The 20,422-nt window shown below is 58.7% G+C and carries 22 protein-coding genes and 1 tRNA gene; 6 read left to right on the forward strand and 17 right to left on the reverse strand.

The window, feature by feature from the left end; all coding sequences use genetic code 11:
* Window positions 1-22: 22 nt before the first annotated feature.
* The 9 genes from ccmI to ccmA form a co-directional block, all read right to left on the reverse strand.
* Complete coding sequence (ccmI, locus tag ACJ8HH_RS12965) at window positions 23-1,237, reverse strand: c-type cytochrome biogenesis protein CcmI (RefSeq protein ID WP_049212425.1); 1,215 nt, start codon at window positions 1,235-1,237, stop codon at window positions 23-25.
* Window positions 1,237-1,704, reverse strand: a complete 468-nt coding sequence (locus ACJ8HH_RS12970) for a cytochrome c-type biogenesis protein (RefSeq protein WP_033635396.1) — start codon at window positions 1,702-1,704, stop codon at window positions 1,237-1,239. Before ACJ8HH_RS12970 ends, ccmI begins: the two co-directional genes overlap by 1 nt.
* Window positions 1,701-2,252, reverse strand: coding sequence for a DsbE family thiol:disulfide interchange protein (locus ACJ8HH_RS12975; RefSeq protein WP_015378623.1), 552 nt, complete (start codon window positions 2,250-2,252; stop codon window positions 1,701-1,703). Before ACJ8HH_RS12975 ends, ACJ8HH_RS12970 begins: the two co-directional genes overlap by 4 nt.
* Entirely contained in the window at window positions 2,249-4,219 is a 1,971-nt protein-coding gene (locus ACJ8HH_RS12980) for a heme lyase CcmF/NrfE family subunit (RefSeq protein ID WP_033648089.1), read from the reverse strand. Before ACJ8HH_RS12980 ends, ACJ8HH_RS12975 begins: the two co-directional genes overlap by 4 nt.
* Window positions 4,216-4,710, reverse strand: a complete 495-nt coding sequence (ccmE, locus tag ACJ8HH_RS12985) for a cytochrome c maturation protein CcmE (protein ID WP_004936264.1) — start codon at window positions 4,708-4,710, stop codon at window positions 4,216-4,218. The genes ACJ8HH_RS12980 and ccmE overlap by 4 nt, the downstream gene beginning before the upstream one ends.
* On the reverse strand, window positions 4,707-4,943 hold the full coding sequence (gene ccmD / locus ACJ8HH_RS12990; RefSeq protein ID WP_004936267.1) for a heme exporter protein CcmD: 237 nt from the start codon (window positions 4,941-4,943) through the stop codon (window positions 4,707-4,709). The genes ccmE and ccmD overlap by 4 nt, the downstream gene beginning before the upstream one ends.
* Complete coding sequence (locus ACJ8HH_RS12995; protein ID WP_004936270.1) at window positions 4,940-5,677, reverse strand: heme ABC transporter permease; 738 nt, start codon at window positions 5,675-5,677, stop codon at window positions 4,940-4,942. Before ACJ8HH_RS12995 ends, ccmD begins: the two co-directional genes overlap by 4 nt.
* 119 nt (window positions 5,678-5,796) lie before the next feature.
* On the reverse strand, window positions 5,797-6,456 hold the full coding sequence (gene ccmB, locus ACJ8HH_RS13000; RefSeq protein ID WP_025303731.1) for a heme exporter protein CcmB: 660 nt from the start codon (window positions 6,454-6,456) through the stop codon (window positions 5,797-5,799).
* Window positions 6,456-7,088 (reverse strand): cytochrome c biogenesis heme-transporting ATPase CcmA, encoded by a 633-nt coding sequence (gene ccmA / locus ACJ8HH_RS13005; protein ID WP_197766261.1) that lies wholly within the window; start codon window positions 7,086-7,088, stop codon window positions 6,456-6,458. Before ccmA ends, ccmB begins: the two co-directional genes overlap by 1 nt.
* Window positions 7,089-7,308: 220 nt before the next feature.
* On the opposite strand from ccmA, the gene ACJ8HH_RS13010 reads away from it, so the two are divergent.
* Both ACJ8HH_RS13010 and ACJ8HH_RS13015 read left to right on the forward strand, forming a co-directional pair.
* Window positions 7,309-8,235: a formate/nitrite transporter family protein gene (locus ACJ8HH_RS13010; protein WP_060451736.1), complete on the forward strand. Its 927-nt coding sequence runs from the start codon at window positions 7,309-7,311 to the stop codon at window positions 8,233-8,235.
* Window positions 8,236-8,364: 129 nt separating this feature from the next.
* A tRNA-Arg gene (locus tag ACJ8HH_RS13015) sits at window positions 8,365-8,439 on the forward strand.
* Between the two features lie 93 nt (window positions 8,440-8,532).
* Here the strand turns inward: ACJ8HH_RS13015 and ACJ8HH_RS13020 are convergent.
* The 4 genes from ACJ8HH_RS13020 to ACJ8HH_RS13035 all read right to left on the reverse strand — a co-directional run bounded on the left by ACJ8HH_RS13020 (window position 8,533) and on the right by ACJ8HH_RS13035 (window position 12,527).
* Complete coding sequence (locus ACJ8HH_RS13020) at window positions 8,533-9,807, reverse strand: lactonase family protein (RefSeq protein WP_230298440.1); 1,275 nt, start codon at window positions 9,805-9,807, stop codon at window positions 8,533-8,535.
* A 20-nt stretch (window positions 9,808-9,827) separates the two neighbouring features.
* Window positions 9,828-10,628 (reverse strand): helix-turn-helix domain-containing protein, encoded by an 801-nt coding sequence (locus ACJ8HH_RS13025; protein WP_039564901.1) that lies wholly within the window; start codon window positions 10,626-10,628, stop codon window positions 9,828-9,830.
* Between the two features lie 704 nt (window positions 10,629-11,332).
* The gene (locus tag ACJ8HH_RS13030) at window positions 11,333-11,554 is read right to left on the reverse strand and encodes a hypothetical protein (protein ID WP_004936288.1); all 222 of its coding nucleotides are present in this window, start codon (window positions 11,552-11,554) and stop codon (window positions 11,333-11,335) included.
* Between the two features lies 1 nt (window position 11,555).
* Entirely contained in the window at window positions 11,556-12,527 is a 972-nt protein-coding gene (locus ACJ8HH_RS13035) for a hypothetical protein (protein WP_041036124.1), read from the reverse strand.
* A 227-nt stretch (window positions 12,528-12,754) separates the two neighbouring features.
* On the opposite strand from ACJ8HH_RS13035, the gene ACJ8HH_RS13040 reads away from it, so the two are divergent.
* The 3 genes from ACJ8HH_RS13040 to dsdC all read left to right on the forward strand — a co-directional run bounded on the left by ACJ8HH_RS13040 (window position 12,755) and on the right by dsdC (window position 16,036).
* Window positions 12,755-14,251 carry a helix-turn-helix transcriptional regulator gene (locus ACJ8HH_RS13040; RefSeq protein ID WP_039564898.1) on the forward strand — a complete coding sequence of 499 codons (1,497 nt, stop codon included), beginning with the start codon at window positions 12,755-12,757 and terminating at the stop codon, window positions 14,249-14,251.
* A 134-nt stretch (window positions 14,252-14,385) separates the two neighbouring features.
* Entirely contained in the window at window positions 14,386-14,637 is a 252-nt protein-coding gene (locus ACJ8HH_RS13045; RefSeq protein ID WP_033648096.1) for a CsbD family protein, read from the forward strand.
* A gap of 469 nt (window positions 14,638-15,106) precedes the next feature.
* Window positions 15,107-16,036: a DNA-binding transcriptional regulator DsdC gene (gene dsdC / locus ACJ8HH_RS13050; protein WP_039564894.1), complete on the forward strand. Its 930-nt coding sequence runs from the start codon at window positions 15,107-15,109 to the stop codon at window positions 16,034-16,036.
* An 11-nt stretch (window positions 16,037-16,047) separates the two neighbouring features.
* On the opposite strand, the gene ACJ8HH_RS13055 is transcribed toward dsdC, so the two are convergent.
* Genes ACJ8HH_RS13055 through ACJ8HH_RS13065 form a run of 3 tightly spaced genes read right to left on the reverse strand, consistent with a single transcriptional unit; the run spans window position 16,048 to window position 17,614 of the window.
* The gene (locus tag ACJ8HH_RS13055; protein ID WP_033648098.1) at window positions 16,048-16,350 is read right to left on the reverse strand and encodes a hypothetical protein; all 303 of its coding nucleotides are present in this window, start codon (window positions 16,348-16,350) and stop codon (window positions 16,048-16,050) included.
* Window positions 16,351-16,353: 3 nt separating this feature from the next.
* Window positions 16,354-17,277 carry a DMT family transporter gene (locus ACJ8HH_RS13060; RefSeq protein ID WP_060451738.1) on the reverse strand — a complete coding sequence of 308 codons (924 nt, stop codon included), beginning with the start codon at window positions 17,275-17,277 and terminating at the stop codon, window positions 16,354-16,356.
* A 46-nt stretch (window positions 17,278-17,323) separates the two neighbouring features.
* On the reverse strand, window positions 17,324-17,614 hold the full coding sequence (locus ACJ8HH_RS13065) for a hypothetical protein (RefSeq protein WP_033635408.1): 291 nt from the start codon (window positions 17,612-17,614) through the stop codon (window positions 17,324-17,326).
* 396 nt (window positions 17,615-18,010) lie between these two features.
* Here ACJ8HH_RS13065 and ACJ8HH_RS13070 point away from each other — a divergent pair, with 396 nt between their 5' ends.
* A complete protein-coding gene (locus tag ACJ8HH_RS13070) occupies window positions 18,011-19,162 on the forward strand; it encodes a porin (protein ID WP_033648100.1) in 1,152 nt (383 codons plus the stop codon).
* A gap of 56 nt (window positions 19,163-19,218) precedes the next feature.
* On the opposite strand, the gene mltB is transcribed toward ACJ8HH_RS13070, so the two are convergent.
* A complete protein-coding gene (gene mltB / locus ACJ8HH_RS13075) occupies window positions 19,219-20,307 on the reverse strand; it encodes a lytic murein transglycosylase B (protein ID WP_033648101.1) in 1,089 nt (362 codons plus the stop codon).
* Between the last annotated feature and the right edge of the window lie 115 nt (window positions 20,308-20,422).

Consider the following 20,422-nt stretch of genomic DNA (forward strand, 5'->3'; position numbering starts at 1 on the left):
CTCCATAAAAACACGTTCGGTCTTATTTTTCAGTGACCTGCTTGTTTATCTGAACGCTAACCTGCTCTTTACCGCTGAATGTCTGCAGCGAGCTTTCGCCGAACCAATCCCCCGGCTGCGGCGTGGCCAATCCGTCCTGTGAGAGGCGCACACGCACCTGCACCTGATGCTGCGCCGAGAGCAGACGCTCGGGCATCATGGCGTTGCCGTCATCCAGTGAGAAAGACAGCGGAAAACGGCTCAGCGGCAATTGTTTTACCGCCACCGGCACCGGGCTAACGCCGTCAGTGACCGAAATGACCAGCGTCCCCTGCGCCGGCAAGGCTTTCGCCGCCTGCGGTGACAGCGAAACGGTCACATTCAGTTTAACATTTTCTCCGCCTGCCTGGGCTTTTGCTTGTGCAATGCTGCGCTTTATCACTTCCGCGCGCGGATCGTTGGCCGGCAGCAGTTGCAGCATCACCTGCCAGGCACCGATCGCCTGCTTGAAATCGCCCTGTTCGAAGGCATTGAACGCCAACAGGCTCAGCACCCGCGGATCGCCGTGGTTTTCCGCGATCATGCGCCGCAGCAGCTGCGTCGCCTGCTTGTTATCCTCCGGATCGTTGGAGCGCGTCAAGACCTCGGCATAGCCGAGCCGCACTTCCAGACTATTCGGATCCAATTGATAAGCATGGGCAAACGCCTGCGTGGCGGTGGTGGCGTTGTTCAACGCCATGCCGACGCGCCCCAGCATCATCCAGTCGTTGATGTTGCGATCGTCCTGCTGCAGCGCGGTGCGCAGCCCCAGCCCGAGGCGGGCGATCTCTTCCATGCTCAGCGGTTTGGCGCGCTCATTGGCGACGCGCTCGCGCAATTCCGGCATTTGCGCCTGCACCAGACGCCAGTCCAGCACCTGCGCCAATCCGCCGGTTTTCAGATAAAAGCCAACGGTCACCGCCAGCAATAACAGCACGCCCGGCACCAGCGCCCAACGATTGATCGGTTTCGCCTGCGCCGCTTGCTCGGCCGGGATGTCGTTCAACAGGTTCTGTTGCAGCTCTTTCACCAGCTCCGGGCGCTCGGCCACCACGCCCTGCTGCTCGTCCTGCTCCAGCTCGCTGAGACGATCCTGATAAAAAGCCTTGTTCAACGCATCGCGCGTGGCGGCGCTCTGCTTGCCGTAGCGCATTGCCGGCACCACCAGCAACGCGGCGGCGCCGGCCAGCAACACGCAAATAATCAGCCAAAAAGCCATTAGGGTTTCTTCCTGTCAGTCTCTTGCAACAGCGCCGCCAGGCGCTGCCGTTCCCGTTCGGAGAATGCATCGTCCACCGCCGCGCCAGGCCGGCGCCGGGCGCGCAGGATCACCACCGCCCCGCCGATCAGCACGAACAGCAGCGGGCCGATCCACAAGATCAGCGTCGCCGGCGTTACCGGCGGCTCGTAGGTGACGAAATTGCCGTAGCGCGCCACCATGTAATCAATGATCTGCTGCTTGCTTTGCCCCTGCATCATCAGCTCGTACACCTTGGTGCGCATGTCGGCGGCGATGATGGCGTTGGAATCGGCAATGCTGTTGTTTTGGCATTTCGGGCAGCGCAGTTGTTCGGTCAACTCGCGATACTGCTGCTCCTGCTCGACGGAGTTGAAGCGATAGGTATCGATCGCCGCGGCGGCGCTCCAGCTCAGCAGCGCGGCGCACAGCAGGACAATCAGCCTCATGCCTCACCTCCGTACTTTTTATACAGCGGCAGCACTTCCTGCTGCCAGACGCGCTCATTCATGTCACCGGCGTGGCGATAGCGAATAATCCCCTGGCCGTCGATGAGAAAGGTCTCCGGCGCGCCGTAGACCCCGAGATCCAACCCCAGCATGCCGTCGCCGTCGTACAGGCTGAGGGCATAGGGATTGCCGAGGGAATTCAGCCAGGTCACCGCCTTGGCGCGATCGTCTTTGTAGTTCAGGCCAACCACCCGCACGCCGCGCGCCGCCAGCGTGTTGAGATACTGGTGTTCCGCGCGGCAGGTCGGGCACCAGGTGGCCCAGACGTTGAGCAATATCGGCTTGCCGTCGCGCAGCACCGCCTGATCGTAGGTTTTGCCGGGCTGATCCAGCGATTCCAGCCTGAAGGTCGGCACCGGTTTGCCGATCAGCGCCGATTCCAGCATGGTCGGATCTTCGCCGCCGGCGTTGCGCGTCAGCTGCACCATCAGCGCCGCCACCAGCAGCAGGAAGAGTACCAACGGGATAAACAGCAGCTTGCGCTTCATGGTTGCGTCTCCAGCTTGCCTTCGCGCTTGAGTTTTTTGCTCATGCGGTAACGCGGGTCAAGGATGCACAGCAGGCCGCCGATCGCCATAAAGACGCCGCCGAACCAGATCCAGCGCACAAAGGGTTTGTAATACAGGCGCACCGCCCAGGAACCGTCCTCCAGCTCTTCGCCCAGCGCCGCATACAGATCGCGGCTGAAACCGCCGTCGATCGCCGCCTCGGTCATCATGCTGCGCGCCACGCTGTAGTAGCGTTTCTCCGCGCGCAGCGTCGCCTCCGGCTTGCCGTTGCGCGTGACGTCGATGATGCCGACGCCGCCGCTGTAGTTCGGGCCGCGAATGTCGTGCACGTCGCGGAACACGAAGTGATAGTTGTGGATATCCACGCTGTCGCCGGCCTTCATCCGCACGTCGCGCTCCACGCTGTAGTTCTGGCTGAAGGCGATGCCGATCACCGTCACCGCCACGCCGAGGTGGCCGAGCACCATGCCCCAGTGGCTGCGGGACAGCTGCCGCAGGCCGCGCCAGAAACCGTGACGGTGGGTGGCACGCTCATGCAGTTCCATCAGCGTCAGGATGATCACCCACAGCGCCATGATCAGGCCCACCACCGTCATGCCGGCGATGCTGTCCTGCAGCAGCCACGGCAGCAGAATCGACAGCGCCAGCGTCGCCAACAGCGCCACGCCGAGGCGGCGCCACAGCTTGCTCGGCTCATCGCGGCGCCAGCGCACCAGCGGGCCGATGCCCAACAGCAGCGCCAACGGCGCCATCAGCCAGGTGAACATGGTGTTGAAGAACGGCTCACCGATCGAGATGCTGCCCAGCCCCAGCTGTTTGTGCACCAGCGGCAGCAGCGTGCCCAACAGCACCACCAGCATGGCGGCGATCAGCAGCACGTTGTTGCCCAGCAGGAAGGTCTCGCGCGAGAAGGTCTCGTGCTGCACCCGGCTGCGCACCTGGCCGCCCTTGACGGCGTACAGCAGCAGCGAACCGCCGATCACGATCACCAGATAGGCGAGGATAAACATGCCGCGCGCCGGATCGGAGGCGAAGGAGTGCACCGAGACCAGCACGCCGGAACGCACCAGGAAGGTGCCCAGCAGGCACAGCGAAAAGGCGGTGATCGCCAGCAGTACCGTCCAGGCTTTGAACGTGCCGCGTTTTTCGGTCACCGCCAGCGAATGCATCAGCGCAGTGCCGGCCAACCACGGCATAAAGGAGGCGTTTTCCACCGGATCCCAGAACCACCAGCCGCCCCAGCCCAGCTCATAGTAGGCCCAGGCCGATCCGAGCACGATGCCCAGCGTGAGGAACACCCAGGCGGCGGTGGTCCACGGGCGCGACCAGCGCGCCCAGGCGGTGTCGAGCCGGCCAGCCATCAGCGAGGCGATGGCGAAGGCGAAGGCGACCGAGAAGCCAACATAGCCCATATACAGCAGCGGCGGGTGGAAGATCAGGCCGATATCCTGCAGCAGCGGGTTGAGATCGCTGCCGTCGATCGGGAAGTTCGGCAGCGTGCGGGTGAACGGATTGGAGGTCATGATGATGAACAGCAGGAAACCGGCGGTGATCATCCCCATCACCGACAGCACCCGCGCCACCGCATCCTGCGGCATCGCCCGGCTGCACAACGCCACCGCCAGCGACCAACAGCTCAGCAGCAGCACCCACAGCAGCAGCGACCCCTCATGCGCCCCCCAGGTGGCGGCGATGCGGTAATACACCGGTAGTTGGGTATTGGAGTTGGTGGCCACGTAGGCGACGGTAAAATCATTGACCACGAAGGCGTGCACCAGGCACAGGAACGCCAGCGCAATCGCGGCGAACATGCCGTAGGTCAGCGGGCGGGCGACCGCCATCATGCGGCTGTCTTGCCGCGCCGCGCCCCACTGCGGGTAAATGCTCAGCAGCAGCGCAATCGCCAGCGCCAGGCACAGCAGAAAACTGCCCAGTTCCGGCATCATGACTTGGCGCCCTCCGCCTGCGGCGCGTTATACGCTTCCGCCGGGCCTTTGTGGTTCTCTTTCATCGCGTCGGCCACTTCCGGCGGCGTGTATTTTTCATCGTGTTTGGCCAGCACTTCGCGCGCATTGACCACGTTGCCCTCACCCAGCACGCCCTGCGCCACCACGCCCTGCCCTTCGCGGAACAGGTCCGGCAGAATGCCGGTGTAGGTCACGCCGATCGCGCCGCGCGCGTCGTAAATCTTGAAGCTGACCTGCAGCGTATTGGGATCGCGTTTCACCGAGCCCGGCATCACCATGCCGCCGATGCGCAGCCGCTGGCCGACCTCGGGCTTCTCATGATTTTCACCCTTGCCCTGCAGGATTTCACCCGGGGTATAGAACAGATCGATGTTGGAGCGCAGCGCGTACAGCATCAGGGTCGCGGTCAGCGCGATGCCGATCAGCACAACGATCGCCAGATAAAGGCGGCTTTTACGACGTGGATTCACAATGATTTCTCCCGCGGTGCGGCGGATTTTTGTTTTGATTGTTGCGCATGGCGAATGCGCCGCTCGCGCGCCTGACGGCGGCCGATCTCGGCGAGCAACTGCCGCCGTTGCCAGACGGTGTGCGCCACCAGCCCCAACAGCGAAATCAGCGTGGCGGCGACCGCCAGCCAAACATAGAAGGCGTAACCGCCCATGGCGAAAAACGCCGACCAGGAATCGAACGCGGCATTCATGACTGACGCTCCTTATTCACCAGCCCGGCGACCCACGGGCGCTGGCGCTCCTGGAACAAGATCAGATTGCGCAGGCGCATCAGCGTCAGCGTGACGAACAGCAGCAGGTAACCGAGGATCGCCCAGCGCAGCGGGGTGCGCATGCTTGGCGCGATAGACTGCTGCATATTGGTCGAGCCCTGATGCAGCGTATTCCACCATTCGACCGAAAAATGGATGATAGGGATATTCACCACGCCCACCAGCACCAGAATCCCGGCGGCGCGGCCCGCCAGGCGGCGGTCTTCGAAAGCGTTATACAGCGCGATGACGCCCATATAGAGGAACAGCAGCACCAGCTCGGAGGTCAGACGCGCATCCCACACCCACCAGGTGCCCCACATCGGCTTGCCCCAGGCGGAGCCGGTCACCAGCGCGATAAAGGTGAACACCGCGCCGATCGGCGCCATCGCCGCCACCACGGTATCGGACATTTTCATCTGCCACACCAGGCCGATAAACGCCGCCACCGCCATCGAGGCGTAGATGCCCATCGACCACATGGCCGCCGGCACGTGAATATAAATGATGCGGAAGCTGTCGCCCTGCTGATAATCCTTCGGCGCGAAACCAAAGCCCCATGCCCAGCCAAGCAGCAGGCAGGCCGCCGCCGCCAGCCCCAGCCAGGGGATAAAGCGGCCGCAGACGTGATACAGCCGTTCAGGCCGCGCCAGTTGATGTAACCATTTCCACATTGTCGTCAGTGCTCACGGTAATTTTTATGCGTCGGCCGCCCCGAGGGTTCGAAACGGCGAAAATCTTCTGCGGGGTACGCTCTTCTCGGCCTTGCCCGTCTGTTCATTCAATACGTTAGCTAGTGTACGCTCACTCGCAGCGCCGCCGCGGTGGCAAACGGCGCCAAAGTCACGCTGCCCGCCAGCATCGCGCCGAGTATCGCCAGGTAACCGTCGATCGGCATGCCCATCGAAGCGGCGTCGATCGCCCCGGTGGCGAAGATCAGCACAGGAATATACAGCGGCAGCACCAGCAGGCTGAGCAGCACGCCCCCTTTGCGCAGGCCGACGGTCAACCCCACGCCGATAGCGCCGATCAGGCTCAGCGTCGGCGTGCCGAGCAGCAGCGTCCCCGCCACCGCCAGCCAGGTCTGCATATCGAGCGACAGCAGCAGCGCCACCAGCGGCGACAGGATCAGCAGCGGCAGACCCGTCACGACCCAGTGAGCACACACTTTGCCCAGCACCGTCATCGGCAGCGGCGTCGGCAGCAGCAACAGCTGCTCCAGCGAGCCATCGAGGAAATCATCGCGAAACAGCCGCTCCAGCGACAGCAGCGAGGCCAGCAGCGCCGCCACCCACACGATGCCCGGCGCAATGCGCGCCAGCAGCTGCGGCTCCGGGCCAATCCCCAACGGGAATAGCGTGATCACTATCAGGAAAAACCACAGCGGGTTGACGATCTCCGAGCCTTTACGGCAGGCGATCTTCAGTTCGCGGCGCACCAGAGTCAAAAACATCACAAACTCCCCGCGTCGTGTTCCGCCAAACGAACTTTGCCCACCGTTTGGCCGACGCCGGCCAAATCCTGATGGGTGGTCAACAATACCATGCCGCCCCGCTGCGCATGTTGTTCAAAAAGGCTAATCAACTCGGCCACGCCCTGTTTGTCGATCGCCGTCAGCGGTTCATCGAGGATCCACAGCGACGCCGCGCTGAGCCACAGCCGCGCCAGCGCCACGCGCCGCTGCTGCCCGGCGGAAAGCTGCGCCACCGGCAGATCTTCGTAACCCACCAGCCCCACCTGCTCCAGCGCGCGCCAGATGTCCTGATGCTCGGCCGCGCCGCGCACCGCTTGATAAAACTGCAGATTTTCGAAGGGCGTCAATACGGCTTTGATGCCGGGCTGATGGCCGATAAACAGCAAATCTTGCTGGTAATTCGCGCGATCGCGCAGCGTGTTGCGCCCGCGCCAGCACACCTCGCCGCCGTCCGGCCGCGCCAGGCCGGCGAGAATGCGCAGTAAACTGGTCTTGCCCGCGCCGTTCGGCCCTTCTACCTGAATGATATCGCCCGGCTGAACTGAAAAGCTTAGCTCGCTAAACAGGATGCGCTCATCGCGCACGCAACTCAGACTTTTGGCTTCCAGCATCGGGGAACTCATATTTTTCTTTGGGATAGCGAATCATAGCATAAGCCTTTCCCCGCACGCAGCCCGCGGCGGGCGCGCCGACGGGCCAATATGGCGAGCAGGATCAAGAATGCGTGGAAAAAATCGGCGGATTTTAACTCTTGTTACCTTTTTCTGTATTTCGCCGCATTTAACTACGCTTAATGACGTGAACTCACCCTTATGAAGCAGGAGCGACAGCATGAACGAACAGCGACGCCAGGAGCACGAGCCGGATGAGACGATGCAGGTAGAGAGCGAAGAACAGGAACAGGGCAAGCGCGAAATCGAAGTCAGGGAAGAAAATCTGCCGTCGCGCGCGGCGGCGGTGCATGAACAGATCCGGATGGAAGGCGAAAAAGAGCTGGAGCGCGACTGGCTGGCATTGCTGTGGTCGGCGATCGCCGCCGGGCTGTCGATGGGCGCCTCGCTGGCGGCAAAGGGCATTTTCCACGCCCGCCTGCCGGACGATCCCAGCCGCTTTTTCATCGAGAACCTCGGCTACACCTTCGGTTTCATCATTGTCATCATGGCGCGCCAGCAGCTGTTTACCGAAAATACCGTCACGGCGGTATTGCCAATCATGCATAAACCCACGCCGCGCAACCTGCTGATCCTGCTGCGCCTGTGGGGCGTGGTGCTGCTCGGCAACCTGATCGGCACCGGGCTGGCGGCGTTGGCGTTTACCCATATGCCGCTGTTCGACGCCGAGACGCGCGGCGCCTTCATCAGCCTGGGCGAAGAGGTGATGCGCCATACGCCGGGAGAAATGTTCGCCAACGGCATCCTGGCCGGCTGGATCATCGCCACCATGGTGTGGATGTTCCCGGCCGCCGGCGCGGCGAAAATCTGGGTGATCGTACTGATGACCTACCTGGTGGCGATTTGCGATCTGACCCATATCGTGGTCGGCTCTGTCGAGATCCTCTATCTGGTGTTCAACGGCGCGATTGAATGGCAAGAATTCATTTACCCGTTCGCCCTGCCGACGCTGGCGGGCAACATCATCGGCGGCACCTTTATCTTTGCGCTGATAAGCCACGCGCAGATCCGCAACGATTTGAGCGCCAAAAACCGGGCGGCGCGCCTGCAAGAGGAAAAACGGTGCCACGGCGGGGAAAAACCGTGATCGCCGTCGGTTAGCCGAGGAAATTTCGGCATGAACTGGCGAGGTATTGAGCAAACGCGCCGCTAAGCGCTTATTCTGCGGGTAAAAAAAGGTATAATGCCCCGGCAGCTTCGGTTGCCGGCCCGCAGCGTCCCCGTAGTTAAACGGATATAACAAGCCCCTCCTAAGGGCTAGTTACTGGTTCGATTCCAGTCGGGGACGCCATTCTTTCTTATCCAGCCATTCCCCATCATCTGCACCCGCAATTCCCCTTTTCCCCTGTTCAGAGCCGGTTTCCCCCGAGCGTTATGATTGGCATTAATTAAAAAACTTAATATCCGTCGGAGTAGAAACCGTCGTCGCCTTACCTCTGGCCTGCAATTCGCCCTTCTCATCATCGAAATCGAACAACATAACGGTATTGGTAAACACATTCGTCACATAGAGATGGTTGCCGCCGGCATCGAAAGCGAGCGCACGCGGTTCAATACCGCCGGCCTCATAGCGCGTCGGTGCGCCCGGCAGCCCATCCTCGCCAATTTTTAATACCAGCAGGTGGTTATCGGCACCGCGATTGGTGGCAATAAGATATCTGCCGCTCGGGCTGAGGATTATTGCCCCACCGCTTTTCGCCTCCGCTGAATCCTGCCCGCCGTTCAGTTTCACCTTCCCTTGCCGCGTCAATCGATGGTCGCTGACGGCAAACACCTCGATTTCACTCGCCATTTCAGTGATGACGTAGGCGTATTCCCCTTCTGGCGAGAACGCCATGTGCCGTGGGCCGGCGCCGGGTGCGAAGGCGACATCGCGCGAAGCATCCGCTTGCAACGGCTGCGCGTTGCCCGAGCGATAGCGGTAGGCGCGCAGCTTGTCCCCGCCGAGATCCGCCGCGTACAGGTATTGGCCATCGAGGCTGAAGGTGGTGGAGTGCGCATGGCCCCCTTCCTGGCGCCCCTGCACGGCGCCGGAGCCGGGCGTGAACGGAAAATGCTGCACCCGTTCCCCCAGTTTGCCGTCGCCGCCAATCGGTAATACCGTCACCCCCGCGCCGCCTTTGGCGACGGAGTAGTTGGCGACAAATAGAAACTTGCCATCCGGGCTGAGGGTGGCATGCGTCGGCTGCCGGCCCGCGCTGCTCACCGTATTCAGCACCCGCACGGCGCCGTCTTTGTCTATCGCCAAGGCAGTGACCGTTCCCGCGTTCTCCTCATTGGTGACATAGGCGAAACGGCCATCGCGAGATTTTACGATCCATGACGGGCTTTTCATTTTAATCACGTCGAGCAGCGTTAATGTGCCGTCGCCATTAACCGCCAGACGATAGAGGCCTTCACTGGGGTGCGCCGGTTTCTGCACCGCAGGCGCATCCGGAATATGGGTCCAGGTGCCGACTAACGCTATTTGCTGATGCTCCCGATTATTTGCCATCGCATTTCCTGAAAACATGAAAAGAGTTAATGCCAACGCGAATTGAATGGCCTGTCTGGCTAAACCGGCCACGCTCGCTCCGCCAGACACAGACAATGTCAAAGGTAGCATACGGCGCGCATAATGACGCTTATTCATCGAATCGGTGGATTTCTCTATACTCATGATGTTTCCTTTTCTCAACGCTACGCCACAGGAATAAGTATATCGACATTGACGACGCGACTGTGTAAATGCTCATGTCTATATAGTTCGATAAAAAAACTTTCTCTCACCTTGACATTGATAGCCGGCAGATAGGCGTCATAGATATCTGCAAAAAAATCAATGTACTCAGACAACTCACCCATAAAGGGGATGACAATATATTTCCCTCTGGGTATGTAGAAATTGAAGATAGAATGAAAAACCTCTTGCTCCTTACCGTTTGAATGCCATTTTCCCGCTCTGTTGTTTTCCGCACGATAAGCCTTCCCATGCTTGCTTAACCATTTCTCATTAGTCTGCGTAATGTCACCGGCATCTCTGTATTTCCTTATGGAATGGAAGATCAATGCCTTGTACTGCTTTAACAGCTCGATATCATCCGGCATGACCGTGTGATAAAAATAGGGTTTCTTGTCAGTGCCATACGGTGGGATCTGGGTGGAAAAATCCCATCCCTGGCTGTTCCTAAAGCTGTTGGGCGTTTCGCCAAAGAAACGTTTAAACGCCCGCGTGTAACATTGCTGAGAGGCAAAGCCCGATGCCAAGGCGACATCCAATATGTTCCCTTGATGTTGTTTAAGCAAGATTGCGGATCGGCTCAGCTTTCTGTTTCTGATATAAGTCCCTAACGTAATGCCAAAATAATGTTTAAACAGCCGCTGTAAATGCCATTTAGAGTAACCCGAGATAATAGACACTTTCTCAACAGAAAGTCCCTCTATAATATTCTTCTCCATATACTCTAACACCTGTAAAAGAATATCTTTTCGATAGTCCATACGCGCTCCTTGCTTTTATAAAAATTGTGTCCTTTTCATTAAAATCGTTAACCAACCAAATCAAGTCATTAAGATTAATCCTAAAAAAATCACCCTGACAACGCCATTTTTACGGCATGGGAAAAGTCATCATATAAATAACTGAAAATGATCATGTTATATAAATACGCTTGCGAAAAACACGTGAATAAAAAATGCGCCACGCAAAGTGCATCCATTAAAGATGCATTTGCCACACCAGGGCAAATCACACTTTATGTTAATTGTTTTATCTTAAAGTGTTTTTTTGCATCCCAATTGCATGACCAAATAGGAATTTCATCATTGCAAATTAAAATGCATTTTATAATCAGGCTGACTGATAAAACTTATTGAGGCTAATAAATAAAAGCATGAGCAGCGTTTGAAAAGAAGATAGGGACAGGCTCATTTTCTGAACATCGGGCCAGAAAATCACAGATCGTAATAGGGAGCTTCTTTTATCTTTTTTCCTGCGCTGAGAAGAACCGATGTTTTAACACATCTTGCTCGATGCCCTATTTTACCCTCCACGCCAATTGGGGCGCTACTTTGCCCACCGTGAACCGCCGGCCCTCCAACGTAAAAGCCTCGTGCCGACTCGCACCGTGCGTTGTTGCCAGAATAGCCTGATTGCCCAGTAAAAAGCCCAGCCTATAAGGCCGGGCCTTTCATTAACGGCCTGATTAATCAGCCAGGTTGTCGATCTCTGCGGATCTGTGCTTGCGCAACAGATACAGCAGCAAAGATACCCGCCGCTCGGTGCGTTCCGGGGTATCCGGCGGCAGGTTGTAGCGCAGGGTGTAGCGCTCGTTATTCTCGTTGCAAAAGTCGATGACGAGCACGGGAGCAGAGGCCCCCGCTACTTTTCGATAATTCAGCGAGATGCACGACAGGTTTTTTTTCATCTCAACTTACCGCGACAGTGCGGCGGGTTGATTCGGCAATCCGCCCCACACCGGCGCTCAGCGCGGCGCCCAACAGCAGCATCAACAGCGAACCCCACGCGGCGCGCGACAGCTGTTTGGCCGCTTCGTCGGCCGCTTCACGCGCTTTCTGCTCTGCCTCGGCCTTGAGTTTTTCCACTTTCTGCACCGCCTGCTGGTAAGCCTGAGCATAGTTATCGACGATTTGGCTCGCTTCATCGCGGCTTTTGCCGGTGCGCGCCGCAACGATATTCACCAGCGCATCCTTGTCGGCGGCGCTCAACGTCGGCTCACCGGACTGCTTGACGCGGTCGAACCACTGCTTGAGCTCGGAGGCGGCCTGCGCCGGATCGGCAGCCGCGTCCATGGCCGATTGCTTGCCGTCGGCGGTCGCCCTATCGGCCTTCTGTTCCAACCGAGCCGGATCCAGTTCCGGCTTGCCGGTCTGCTTGAGCGTGGCGTTCAACTGGTTTTCCAGGCTTCCCCAGTCAAGGCTGATGCCCTTTTTATCCAGCTGTTGCTTGAGGCCTTCGCCCACGTTTGGCGCCGCCGCCGCCAGGCCGCTGCCCGCCAGCGAAAGCCCTTTGCCCACCGCGCTGCCCGCCAGCCCCACCACGCCACTCGCCAATGAAACCACCAGCCAGGTGGTCAGCAAGGTGGTGATCGCCCAGCTCAGCAGGCCATGCAAGCCGCCGCGGTTCGGTGCGGTGCGGCCGGCGACAAACGCGCCTGCGGCCAGCGACGCCAGCGTTGAAACCAGCAGCCAGATCCCGGTGCCGGTGCCAAAGCCGCTCAGCGGGTTACCCTTTTGCATCATATCCACGGCCTGGGCGCCGATAGCCGTGCCCAGCACGCTGAAGATCAGATAAGTCACCAGCGCCACGGCACTCCCGGCCAATATCGAGCCCCATGACACCTGAAACGCAAAGCGATTTGATTCATAGACAGTGGTCATCGTTGTTCCTTATATTTTCTGGACAAGTGATTGCACGCACGGCGGATAACCGCGCAGACAGATGCAGTCTGCCGCGCGGCGTCGTCGGCCGTCCCGGTTCATTTGCGCCAGAATGACTAGTGCATTCACACCCTGCGAATACGCACGTTATGCACTAAGCTGCTCAGCGAGTAGCGTAACCCGCGGCCCCGGTCAGAGGCCGCTCCCTTCTGTCTAGCGGAGAACACATGAGCCAATCCGTCCTGGCCAGCGAAACCCACCGCGGCCACCTGCAGCAAATCATCTCCGGCTTGTCCGACGGCGTGATCCTGACGGATACCTATCGAACGCTGCTCTGGGCCAACGAGGCCGCGTTGGCCATGCATGGCGTGAGTCATCAGAAAGCTCTGGGGGCCAATGCCGGCGAGTACGCGGCGCGTTTTGCCCTGCGCTATCGCAACAATCATCCGCTGGCTTTGGAACAGTATCCGCTGAACCGGGTTGCCGATGGCGAGACCTTCACCGATGTGGTGGTGGAGGTTCGGCAGGCCGACGATCCGGACAGCTTCTGGGTGCACCGCCTACGGAGCCTGATTATCACCGATGCGCAGGGGCAACCGGAGCTGCTGGCGCTGATCCTGAGCGACGCGACGGAGTGGGCCAGCGCCGAACAGCGCTTTGAAAAAACCTTCAACGCCAATCCGGCGCCGGCAGTCATTTGTCGGCTAAGCGACCTGCGCTACGTCAAGGTCAACCAGGGGTTCCTCGATATGACCGGTTACCAACGTGAACAGGTCATGGGCCGTTCGGTTTATGAACTCGACGTTTTGGAACAGGCGGAGCACAAAGATCTGGCGATACAGCGCCTGGGGGAAGGCGCCACCATTCCGCAAATGGAGGCCGAGCTGAAACTGCCCGGTGGCGGAAGCAAGCTGGTGGTGGTTGCCGGCCAACCGCTGGACATCAATGAAGACGACTGCATGCTGTTCACTTTTACCGATCTCGAACCCCGGCGCCAGGCGGAATCGGCGCTGCGGGAAAGTGAAGAGCGGTTCGCCAAGGCATTTCGCCTGAGCCCGGTGCCGACGTTGCTGTGTACCGCGCACGAGCGGCGCGTGCTGGACGTCAACGAAGCCTTTACCCGCACCACCGAGTACGACGCCGAAGCCTTGATCGGCAAGACGATCGATGAGATCCCGTTTATTGACGATCCCGAGGCGAACCGCCGTTTGTTTGCCGCGCTGGAAAAAAGCGGCAACGTCGAAGGGCTGGACATCCGGGTACGCAAGAAAGGGAGTGAGTCGATCGACTGCGTGGCCTCGGCGGATGCCGTCAGCATCCACAATGCGCCCTGCTACCTGCTGGTGCTCATGGACATTACCGAACGCAAACGCTCGGAGCTGGAGCTGGTCAGCGCCATCGAAGAAGTGATGCAGGACGCCTCCTGGTTCAGCCAAACCCTGATTGAAAAACTGGCCAACGTGAAAAGCATCAACCGGCCCGACCAGGCCGGATTGACCGCCAGCGATCTCACGCCGCGCGAGCGCGATGTGCTGGAGTTGATTTGCGAGGGGCTGCCGGACAAGAAAATCGCGGCGCGTCTCAATCTGGCGCTCAACACCATTCGCAACCATGTCGCGACGGTCTATTCCAAGCTTGGCGTGCACAGCCGCAGCGAAGCCATCGTCTGGGCCAGAGAACGCGGGCTGTTTACCGGCGGGCTGGCCGCCAGGAACGGAAAGTAGCCTGCAAATGCACTATCCGCACCGATGCAAACGCCCCTTATAGGCTCAAAGTGAAGTGCATAACATGGAGGTGCAAATGCAGGCTTTCGCCCTGTGCGGAAGCCAAACGGATCGAACCTTAGGAGCGCATCACAATGAACAGCGAAAAAGCCAATGGCATGATGGAAAAAGTGGCGGGCAAGGCGCAGGAAATGGCGGGCGACGTCACCGGAAACCCACGTTTGCAGGCCGAAGGCGCCACGCGCTATGCAGCGGGCGCGCTGCAAGAAAAATACGGCGACGCCCTGAGCTGCGCCGGCAGCATGATGAAGAAAAACCCCCTCGCCGCATTAGCCCTCATTGCCGGCGCTGGCCTGTTGACCGGCCTGCTGCTGCGCCGCCGTTGATACACGCCGGCGAGCAAACCGCTTTTCCCTGAACGCCGCGCCCGGTTAACGACAACCGGGCGCGGTGCTATCGGCCAACGGGCAATGCCGTGCGAGCATATGGCCTTTTCGATTTATTCATCCGTTACGCCGACAATGATGATTAACGGCTATTCAGCGGCATCGGGTTATTATGGCGAAACGGCGATATCCCTCATGGAATAGGCGGCATTCTTTTTCATACCGTCGCACGCCGCCTTTACTCACTGCTTAACGACAGCCATTTTATTTTCCTCGCGTATTCCTGATTTTTATCGTCTTCTCAACCCAAACCCCTCGGCGGTTATTTACGGCCTTGGTGCAATAAATCGGCTTACCCTCAACATCATTAAAACCATCAGGTTAAAATTCGACTCCATTCGTCAACCTGGGTTTATCCTCCTCTCCATTAAATGTTAAGATCGCTGTATTGCGCGCACGGAGAAATAGCATGTTCCCCACTAAAAAACATTCACAGCGGGCCACCCCGCTGACCAGCTATCAATTTTCCCGGCTGCATACTTTCGAATGCGTCGCCCGTCATTTATCTTTTGCGCTGGCGGCGCAAGAATTGTCGATCACCCCCAGCGCCGTAAGCCACCGCATTAATTTGCTCGAAAAGGAGTTGGGTTTTCTGCTATTCCAGCGCTTTCATCGCAGAATTACCCTGACGCCGGAGGGCGAGCGCATGCAATGGGCGCTGGACAGCTCCTTCAACACGCTGAATCAGGAAATTCTGGACATCAAGAATCGCGAGCTGACGGGCACCCTGACCCTCTACTCGCACCCGTCTCTGGTGCAATGCCTGCTGCTGCCGCGCATCGGCGACTTTATCGCCCAGCACCCCACCATTCACCTCAACATTCTGACCGGGCAAGAGATCATCAACCTGGCCAACCGCGGCGTGGACTTGGCGATGTACTTCGGCAAACTGCCCTCGGGGCGGCATCTGGACGAGGCCTTTATGCAAGAATCGATGGTGCCGATCTGTACGCCGCAGTACGCCGCCGCACATAGCCTGTACGATGCGCCGGAAAACCTGGCCCACTGCACGCTGCTGCATGATCGCTACAACTCCGGCGAAGACGAGTGGCAAACCTGGTCGCAACACTTTGCGCTGGGGCTGGATACCGACAGCAAAAGCATGGAGTTCGACCGTTCCGATCTCGCGGTGCTGGCCGCCACGCGGCACCTTGGCGTCGCCATGGGGCGGCTCAATCTGGTGCAGGACTGGATCAAAAGCGGCGAGCTGATCATTCCGTTCACCGACATGACCGTGCCCTGCGAGCACTGCTATTTTACCTCGACCATCTCCGAGCGGCAGTGGCCGAAAATCCTCGCGTTTAAACAGTGGATCATGAAAATCGCCCCTCTGGTCTGATGGCCAGAGGGTTAGCGCTCTATTTTGGGGGAATAAGAAAAATTCAGCGCGCAGGCGTAGAGCCGGCCGGCCTTTGAATAAGAGATATATTTGCGGTTTTTATCCCAGGCCAACAGGGCATTATTGGCAAAATAATAAACCTCCAATTGCATCCCATTAGCCAACCTCGACCAGCCTCGGCTTCTTATCACGGTAAAATCACCGTTGTCACTGAGCGTAATCAGCGGCACGCCCCAGGCATAGCGGGATATTTGCAGCTGAATAATGAATTGGCTTTCGCAGCTTATTTGGTAGTTTTGTACATCAACATCCATAATTTATATTTTGGGTGCCACCCTTCTGTCAAAATAAATAAGATAAGAACAACTCACCACGATTAATCCCAGCACGATCAGCACGGCACCCAATACAAACTCAATTTGCAACGGCTCGCCGAGAATGACGCCCCCCGCCAGGATGCCGAATACCGGCGTCATAAAGGTGAGAATGCCCAGCGAGGAAGCCTGATAACGGCGCAGCAGCGAAAACCAGATCAGGTAGCTGAAAAATGACACCACCACGGTCTGGAACAGCAGGCTGTACCAGGCCACCGGGCTCAGGGTGAAATGCAGGTTTCCCGTCGCCAGCGCCGGCAACAACAACAGCACACAGGCGCCCGTCAACTGAAACAACAGCGTCTGTTTGGCCGGGCACTCCGCCAGGCGCGTGGTGCGGATCACCAGGGTAGAAGCTCCCCAGGCGATCCCCGCCAGCAGGCCGTAGAGATCGCCTTTCAGCCGTTCGGCTCCGCCGCTTCCCTCAGCCATGCCCGATATGGCCAGCACCACGCCGCCAAAGGCGATGAGCATGCCCAGCCACTGCACCGGCGACAGGCGCTCCTGAGGAAGGAGAAAATGCAGGCCAAGGGCGGAAAACAGCGGCGCGGTGTACAAAAACACCGCCATATGCGAGGCGCTGGTGTAACGCAGCCCTGCGGAGACAAAAAAGAACTCCAGCGCGAACAATGCCCCCACGCTCAAACCGGCGCACAGCGTGGCGCGATCCCAGGTGAAGCGCTCGCCGCAGCCGCGCGCCAGCAGGTAAACCGCCAGCGCGGCAAGACCCGAGCGAATGGCGATTTGCAGCACCGCTGACACATCCGGCTCGGCGGCCTTGATTGCCACCTGTTGCATTCCCCAGATGGCGCATAGCATCACCATCGTGGCGGCAGCCCTGCCGTCGATTCCGATTCTCGCATTCATAATAGAGTTCTCGCCGCCGTTGAAATAATAACGGGCTACCGTCGCGTTATTCTTTATACACCACGATTTCCTGGTAAAGCTTAATAACTTCACCGTCGCTGTCGACGGAGTCGGTATATTCGGTTTGCTGCGCCAAATGAATCACCTTCCATCCTTTTCGCGCTAATTCAGGGATCGTCAGGCGCCCCACGTCGCGGCAGGTGAACAGGGTATCATCCGACAACCTAAGCTTGCTAACCTCTGCATAATCATAGGCTTGAGAATGACAAACGTGCGACTCCGCCGCCATCGCCGGCAGTGAAAACAGCCCCACTAATAACATTAACAGGTTTCTCATGGCGACCTCCCAATCGCTTATTCATGCCGGCCGATTACGCAGACAAAGGCTGACGTTAATACGCCGGCGAAAGACTCAAATTTATTATCTCTTGCACGGATGAAATTACAGGCTGGCGCCGGTGACTGACAAATGAAAAATATAAACCTTGGCGTTAGATGAATTCATCCGAATCGAGAAACATGAACAGCGGCCCTTTGCACCGCACGGAATGGTCAAAAACCGGCCAATAATTAGCAAGAAAAGTAATTCTTTATGTCACTGTTTATGTTAAAAATGCCGCCCGCCGCTAAAACACCAAAAAAACCGTCAAAATGCGTGAAAACGCAGCGTTCTGCGCAAAACATCGGCTTGGCGGCGCTGATGGGGCGGTCATACATAAAACAGGGATAACACATGGCAATCAAATTGCGCGTATTGACTCAAGCGGTGGCGCTGGGTCTGGCGATCGGCAGCGCGTCGTTCGCCGCTCAGGCGGAAATCACCCTGCTGAAGCAGGATCCGCAGGCCGGCGATCCGCTCAGCCGCCTGAACTTCACCGTTGGCGGCAGCATCCGTCCACAGTTCAACAACATGACGGGCGACGGCGACAAGGGTTCCTACAAGCGTAACGGCTTCGACGGCGGCACCCGCTTCCGTTTCGCGGCGGACTACTACCTGTTCGACGATATCAGCTGGATCAGCTACTACGAGCTGGGCGTGAACATTCCGGCGCTGTTCGACTGGGATCACCACTATGCCGACGGCGCGAGAAACACCAGCCGCCGCATGCTGTACACCGGCCTGAAAAGCAACACCTGGGGCCAGATGACCTTCGGCCAGCAGAACAGCGTTTACTATGACGTGGTGGGCGCCAAGACCGATATCTGGGACTACGACATGTTGGCCCAGGCGCCGGGCAACGGCATCAACGGCGACTACGACGGCTCTTACCGTTCACGCAAGATGCTGAAGTACAAGAACCGCTTCGGCGATGCGGACGTTTATGCCTCGTACCTGTTCAGCGACAGCGACTACCTGCCGGGCAACGGCCTGCGCTATAAGCGCAAAGGCGGCGGCTCACTGGGCGTGGACTACCACATCACGCAGGATCTGACCTGGGGCACCGCCTGGAACTACACCCGCGCCGAAATGCGCAATCCGTCCACCAGCGGCAGCAAGAGCTACGATCAGCACATCGTCGGCACCGCCCTCAGCTGGAAACCGGACAACTGGACGCTGACTTTCGGCGGCGGTTACTACCACGACTTCCTGACCACCAAGAAAACCGACATCAACAATTACTTCGCCGGCGATGCCTGGGGTATCGAATACCTGGCCGGTTATACCGTGCCGGTGGGCCAGTACGCGGTGAAATCGGTAATGCCGTACTTTATGGGCGATCGCCTGGAATACGTCACCGGCCGCAACTACCAGCGCATCGACAACGGCCTCGGGGTGACCGTACAGTTTGACTACGGCTTCCGCGTTGACGTAGAGCACGTGCTGACATCGAGCACCGACAACCTCGGCGATATGACCGTGGTGCGTCTGCGCTACGATTTCTGATTGTTCCGCACGTAAAAAAGGCCGCGCAAGCGGCCTTTTTCGTTATTGAAGCAGCGTCAGAAGCCGCCGCGCGCCGAGCGCCCTACCGCTTCGCCCAGCTGCCATACCGCCATGGCGTAGTGGGTGCTGTGGTTATAGCGGGTGATGACGTAGAAGTTCGGCAGGCCGTACCAATACTGGTAGCCGGTGCCGACGTCCAGCCGCAGCAGGCTGGCTTCCTGATTGTCGCCGAGCGAACCCTGCGGGCTTAGGCCGGCTTCCGCCAGCGCAGCGACCGAGTAGCGGGTCTTGAAGCCGTTTTCCAATCCCGGCGCCTGGCCGTTGGCCTGAATCGCGACCGGCTCGCCTTTGGACCAGCCGTGCGCCTTGAAGTAATTGGCCACGCTGCCGATGGCATCGACCGGATCCCACAGGTTGATATGACCATCGCCGTTGAAGTCGACCGCATAGCTCTTGAAGGAAGACGGCATGAACTGCCCATAGCCCATCGCGCCGGCGAAGGAGCCGCGCAGTTCGAGCGGATCGTCGCCCTCGGTACGCGACATCAGCAGGAAGGTTTCCAGCTCGCCGGCGAAGTAATCGGCGCGGCGCGGGTAGTTGAAGGCCAGCGTCGCCAGCGCATCGATAATGCGGGTTTTACCCATTACGCGGCCCCAGCGGGTCTCCACGCCGATAATCCCTACGATGATCTCCGGCGGCACGCCGTACACCTGCCAGGCCCGCTGCAGCGCATCCTGATATTGATTCCAGAACACCACGCCGTTTTGCACGTTATCCGGCGTGATGAACTTGTTGCGGTAGCGCAGCCAGGAACCGTTCGGGCCGGTAGGCCCCTGGGTAGACGGTTTCGGCGCCTGCCTGTCCATCAGCCGCAGCACCGAATCCAGGCGCCGAGCCTGCGCCAGCACGTCGTGCAGCTGCTGTCGATCAAAGCCGTGTTCCCGCACCATCTTATCGATAAAGCGTGCGGTATTCGGGTTATTGGCGAAATCTCCACCCAGCGGCGCGCCGCTGTGCGCCGGGCTCAGCAAAAAGCCGCCCTTTACCGGGGTGCCCTGCGGCGTAGCGGTGGTACTGGGTTTCGGCGTGCTGCTACAGGCAGCAAGCAAGGTAATCAGCGGTAAAAGCGCAACCAGGTGACGCATCGGATATCCATATAGCCATGCAAGAGATAAGTGGGAGTTATGTTAATGCATTGTTCAACGCGAACAAACAGGATTATGCCGCCAATTACCACGCCAGGTAGCCAAACGTGCCAAA

Source organism: Serratia sp. CY32780, from assembly GCF_052169135.1.
GTDB classification, from domain to species: domain Bacteria; phylum Pseudomonadota; class Gammaproteobacteria; order Enterobacterales; family Enterobacteriaceae; genus Serratia; species Serratia sarumanii.